This window comes from Faecousia intestinalis, from assembly GCF_040096185.1.
In the GTDB taxonomy this organism is placed as follows: domain Bacteria; phylum Bacillota; class Clostridia; order Oscillospirales; family Oscillospiraceae; genus JAZOXB01.
In genome coordinates, this window is record NZ_JBBMFF010000156.1 from 1 (window position 1) to 595 (window position 595).

Sequence of the window (595 nt, forward strand, 5' to 3'; positions counted from 1 at the left end):
TCAGGAATCCCGTGTGCTACGCACACTCGCATCGTGCTGACGCACGCTGCGCCGTCTCATGCAGAATCTGACGCGCTCTCGGCGCTATAAAAAGCTTTTAAAGCTTTTTATCAGATTCTAGTATGAGAATCCCTACTCCCCCGGCAGAGCAGCCCTCTGCCGGGCATTTTTACGCCAGAAACGCAAAAAAGCACCCTGCAAAGATGCAAGGTGCTTTCGTGGCAGGGGCACTAGGACTTGAACCCAGAGCCTACGGTTTTGGAGACCGCCGCTCTACCAATTGAGCTATACCCCTATATTCTGAAAAGGTGGTGGGCCTTCGGGGACTCGAACCCGGGACCGTCCGGTTATGAGCCGGATGCTCTAACCAACTGAGCTAAAGGCCCATAAGGTTTAAGTAAAGAAATAGCCGCCACCAAGTGGCGGCTATTTCGTTGGCTCCCCCTGTTGGACTCGAACCAACGACACACGGATTAACAGTCCGTTGCTCTACCGACTGAGCTAAGGGGGAATATAAGTGTTGGCGTTACCTATCTTCCCGTGCAGTCACCCGCAAAGTATTGTCGGCGCAAATGAGCTTAACTTCTGTGTTCGG

General features: G+C 52.8%; 3 tRNA genes and 1 rRNA gene. All 4 read right to left on the reverse strand.

From position 1 onward, the window contains the following. Nucleotides 1–219: 219 nt before the first annotated feature. Nucleotides 220–295: transfer RNA gene (locus WMO66_RS04015), tRNA-Trp, on the reverse strand. A 14-nt stretch (nt 296–309) separates the two neighbouring features. Then, a tRNA-Ile gene (locus WMO66_RS04020) sits at nt 310–386 on the reverse strand. Nucleotides 387–435: 49 nt separating this feature from the next. Continuing rightward, a tRNA-Asn gene (locus tag WMO66_RS04025) sits at nt 436–511 on the reverse strand. A 7-nt stretch (nt 512–518) separates the two neighbouring features. Then, nucleotides 519–595: ribosomal RNA gene (gene rrf, locus WMO66_RS14510) — 5S ribosomal RNA — on the reverse strand; the annotation flags it as partial.